The sequence below is a fragment of the Microcystis sp. M113S1 genome, assembly GCF_020246945.1.
GTDB lineage: Bacteria > Cyanobacteriota > Cyanobacteriia > Cyanobacteriales > Microcystaceae > Microcystis.
In genome coordinates, this window is sequence record NZ_JADBSA010000309.1 from 1 (window position 1) to 4,305 (window position 4,305).

The following is a 4,305-nucleotide window of genomic DNA, read 5'->3' on the forward strand; positions in this document are numbered from 1 at the left end:
ATGATATCAGCCAGACTTGGAAACTATCTCATCAAATTAGTCCCCCCATAGAACCTCCTTGAGCCATCTTGCACACTTTTCTCTTTTTGTCAAATTTTATGTTAAGAAAGATGTGACTAATGGATAGCTTATTAAGGGGGGATTAAGGGGGGATCAAACCTAAAATCCATTTTTAATTTAATTATAACCAGCTACTTAACAGATAAAAGTCGCAGACAGGATGCAGGTGATCGGTTACGCTTCGATATACTGGCAATAGGTGGCTGGTTGGGGAATTGGCAGCCCTTCCTCTTGTAATCCATCCAGATGAAATTGAATTGCTTCTTTCATATTTTCTGCGATTTCCTCTAGGGTTTTACCGGTAGTAACACAACCGGGTAAGTCAGGAACATAAGCAGAATAGTTATTTTCAGCTTTTTCGATAATAATCGCGTAACGCATTAGTTATTGTCTCCTTCTTCTAGGTCTTTATTCAATTGAGCTTGTTTGAAAATACTCCGTAAAGTCTTAATCGCTAAATCATCGGATGGCTTACCTGGAACAGTAACTAAACCTGATTTCAGAGAATGTTTGAATTGTCGGTGGCTTCCCCTTGTTCTCGATAAATACCATCCATCTTGTTCTAGTAATCTAATTACATCTCTCACTTTCATGTTATATGTGATTCTTAAAAATTGGCTGTTACCTTTATATGTTACATTTTGCAAGTCTCGACGCGAGAGAAGAGATTGATTCCACGCTTTGGACAGGAAGTCCACCAAATCGGGTCATGCCAATTGCCACACCTCCATATTGGAACATCAGCTGGAAGATGTCCTTGAAGTGCTTTGAAATCAAAAATAACATCTTTATAGTCTATCCAGCCGTTATTTATCCGCCAGCCGATTTTATCCCCGAAAGCGTTCCAGATTTGATCATTATACTCCTGCGTTCCACCGAGATCGTGATAGATTTTCAATTGCACGGAAAAGCCAAATTTTCCGTTACTATATTTAACCCATAATTGGTCAATGGTTCGCAAATCCTCGCAGGGAAAATTATCGATATCGCTCTCCCGTAGCCATCTTTCTTTCGTTCGGTTGGCTACCTGTAGCATCACTCTTGCAGTTTCCTCGTCCGCTTGCTTCCATTGCTGCCGTTTTAATAAATCCTCTAAGTTTCGATAATCGATTCCTTTGGCACTGTTAAGCTGGATAGATGGGGGAGTTTGGGGAACGGAAATAGCGGGAGGTTGAATAATTGTTGCTACAGGTTGTTTTTGATTAATAATCTGGTGACTATAAATCTGACAAACAAATATTCTTGAGGTTAGATGATAGATAATATAACTTCCTTGTCCCTTATAACCGTAGCGTATTAGCGGTAGATGTCCTTGAGGTGCTTGCAAACTATAATTAATATCTTGCCAATTCCAACTATTATTTTTTTGCCAGCCTACCAAACTGCCAAAAATATCCCAATTTCTTTCATTATATTCTTCCATGCCACCGATTTCTAGATAGATTTGCCCCTGCACAGAAAAGCCAAATTTTCCGTTACTGTAATGAACCCATAATTGATCAATAGTTTGTAAATCATCGCAAGGAAATTTCTGTATATCTTCATCTCTTAACCAATCTTTGACACGATTAGTTACTTTTCGTACTAAGTTGGCGGTTTCCTCGTCCGCTTCCTTCCATTGCTGCCGTTTTAATAAATCTTCTAATTTCCGATAATCGATTCCTTTGGCGCTTTTAAGCTGGATAGATGGGGGAGTTTGGGGAACGGAAATAACGGGATTAACGGGTTTTTGAATAGTTGTCTGGGGGACAAAGACTGATGTTTTTATCTGCAAAGCTGACAACACTTCTGACGCAGATTGATAGCGTCTTTTCGTGCCAAATTCAATTAATTTATCGAGAATATTCCCTAACTCATTACTAACAGGATTATCCACTAACCACTGTCGCCATACCCATTGGTGTTCTCCCCCATCGAATAAATCAAAGGGAGATATTCCTGTTAATAAATAAATGCCAGTTACACCCAAACTATACAAATCACTGGCGTTAACTGCTTTCCCGTTCCCCTGTTCTGGTGCGATGTATTCCGCAGAACCGATAATTGTTCCTGTCATGGAACGATTTAAAGGACTGACAAATTTGGCTGCCCCAAAGTCAACTAAAATCAATTTATTATCGCTTTTTCTGCGAATAATATTTTCGGGTTTAATGTCGCGATGGATTACTTGTTTACTATGAATAAATTCTAGAATCGGTAAAATCTCTGACAAAAGATGTTTAATTTTGGCTTCGTTAAATACTCCTTCCTGTTTTAATTCTTGTTCGAGATTTTGTCCTTCGATATATTCCTGTACGAGATATTGTCGCCCATCATTAGCGGTAAAATAGGCGTAAAGTTCGGGGATTTGTGGGTATCTTCCCAAACTATCTAAACGAATCGCTTCTTCTTTAAATAATTCTGCTGCTTTTTGTAAAGTTCCTGTTCCCTGCGCGGATGGGAAAAATTGTTTAATCACACAATAGGGTTTTGAGGGTTTATCCTCATCTATCGCTTGAAATGTCTTACCAAAACCCCCTTGACCGATTAATTTTAGCGCTCGATAACGTTCTCTGAGCAGTAATTGAGAACCGCACTTATGACAGAATTTATCCGTGGGGGTGTTTTTGTGCGAACAATCGGGATTGAGACAGAGACTCATAGCCGTTTGACAAGTATGGGAAGATAACCCCTATTATACTATTTTTTGGTAATCTAATCAATAGCCCAAATGTCATCATCTCTTATTTTTAACTTCAAATACTTTCTTTCCTCTAAAAAATCTATTAAAGCAATAGACTGAGGAAATTCTTTTCTAAAGTTATCACTTAGATACTGAAGTAAAGGTTTGGCCAACAAATTAGAAAATTCACCTCGCAAACATCTGTCATACCAATTAATTAGCTCCGATTCAAGTATTATGCCACGCACTCTTTGTCCCCAACTGATTTGTTGAGCTATAATTTTGATGACATCAGCATGAGCATCACGGCAAACAATAACTATATGATCGCTTTCTACTTTATCGATAATATTTTGAGCTATTTCTTCATCAAGGGTTAAATGTTTTATTTGAATAGCTATGCCAAAATTTGCCCACATATCTAATCCTCTATCGGCTGCATTCGTCACTCCTACTCTATAAATATGAGCCTTAAATACTCGCTTATTTTGGTTCTTATCTAAACCAAGTAAGGCTTTAGCTAAATCAGAAAACTCGTTTAATAAATCTTGTTTGATTGAAGGTATAGACATTGTGATCTCTGCCTCCAGAGATACTACAATGGTTTCAAATAAACTATAAGCTATAATCTCGTATGCTTTGTCTATACTTCTGCGGATTCCTGCTTTAGCACTAAACTCATATAATAAATATTTTAAATCAAAACTTTTCTCATTTTGACTGTCTATATAGTCAATTAAACTTGATACAGTGGCTTGTCTTTCACTAAATTTTAAATAAATATAACGTTCTACACCTCCCCGTGTTCGCTTATTTTCTCGATCAAGAATTTCCAGTAACTCAGGAGACATGGCTGTGGTACTCCATACATCATGTTGATATCTAGCAGAAGATGTAGAAACTTTATTAAGCAATCTTATTGTTACTTCATCTCGCCAACGAATAGATTGATTTTGATAAGTCTTTAAATCTAAAATTTTGATATTTTTTTCTAACCGAGATTTTCTGAGAACTTCGGCAATTTGAATTGGCTTATACAAGTCAATTCTCGCTTTAGCAATAATGCTATCAAGTCTCATTTTAGCGTCTTTAATACTTACCACTATCTAAAACTCCTGAGTCGAAAATAAACTTAATTGAGTAGTTCGATTGAACGAGAATGAATTAGTTGATGCTTGCTCAACATCTAACAAAGACTCGATTACAGAATTAACCACAGCAGCTACGCAGGAAATCGCCACACTATTACCCGTTAATTTTCGCATAGTTTGATAACTGCCGACAATTTGATAATCATCGGGAAAACCTTGTAAACGTAGCATTTCTCTTGCTGTTAAGCGTCTTTGACCATCCACTAACAAATAATTATAGGATGCTCCCGCTCGCAAGGCACAGGAATAGGGATAAGCACTGACATTACCTCCTTTATTTTCGTGCCAGATAGTCGGTTCACTATCAGGTTTTTTTCCCTCTCTTTTCAGCAGGCGACTTTTTTGAATTTTCTCGGAAGCATAATAAAAATCCGAGACATTTTCCTCTAATATTTCTGTTAAACTTGTTCTAGATAAAGCTGGTTTTGGCCA

At 37.3% G+C, this 4,305-nt stretch carries 5 protein-coding genes; all 5 read right to left on the reverse strand.

The annotated features are described in order from the left end of the window. Window positions 1-234: 234 nt before the first annotated feature. Entirely contained in the window at window positions 235-441 is a 207-nt protein-coding gene (locus IM319_RS15640) for a type II toxin-antitoxin system HicB family antitoxin (RefSeq protein WP_002769524.1), read from the reverse strand. After that, complete coding sequence (locus IM319_RS15645; RefSeq protein ID WP_286825130.1) at window positions 441-653, reverse strand: type II toxin-antitoxin system HicA family toxin; 213 nt, start codon at window positions 651-653, stop codon at window positions 441-443. The genes IM319_RS15640 and IM319_RS15645 overlap by 1 nt, the downstream gene beginning before the upstream one ends. A 41-nt stretch (window positions 654-694) precedes the next feature. Further along, window positions 695-2,701 (reverse strand): GUN4 domain-containing protein, encoded by a 2,007-nt coding sequence (locus tag IM319_RS15650; RefSeq protein ID WP_287736196.1) that lies wholly within the window; start codon window positions 2,699-2,701, stop codon window positions 695-697. A gap of 53 nt (window positions 2,702-2,754) precedes the next feature. Beyond that, on the reverse strand, window positions 2,755-3,825 hold the full coding sequence (locus tag IM319_RS15655) for a HaeII family restriction endonuclease (protein WP_004158049.1): 1,071 nt from the start codon (window positions 3,823-3,825) through the stop codon (window positions 2,755-2,757). 3 nt (window positions 3,826-3,828) lie between these two features. Next, a partial coding sequence (locus tag IM319_RS15660; protein WP_287736198.1) for a DNA cytosine methyltransferase occupies window positions 3,829-4,305 on the reverse strand: 477 nt, incomplete at its 5' end.

What these genes read in the sequence shown, in the direction of transcription:
- IM319_RS15650 (WP_287736196.1), bottom strand. Translation starts at nt 2,701, where the DNA reads ATGAGTCTCTGTCTCAATCCCGATTGTTCGCACAAAAACACCCCCACG.
- IM319_RS15645 (WP_286825130.1), bottom strand. Translation starts at nt 653, where the DNA reads ATGAAAGTGAGAGATGTAATTAGATTACTAGAACAAGATGGATGGTAT.
- IM319_RS15640 (WP_002769524.1), bottom strand. Translation starts at nt 441, where the DNA reads ATGCGTTACGCGATTATTATCGAAAAAGCTGAAAATAACTATTCTGCT.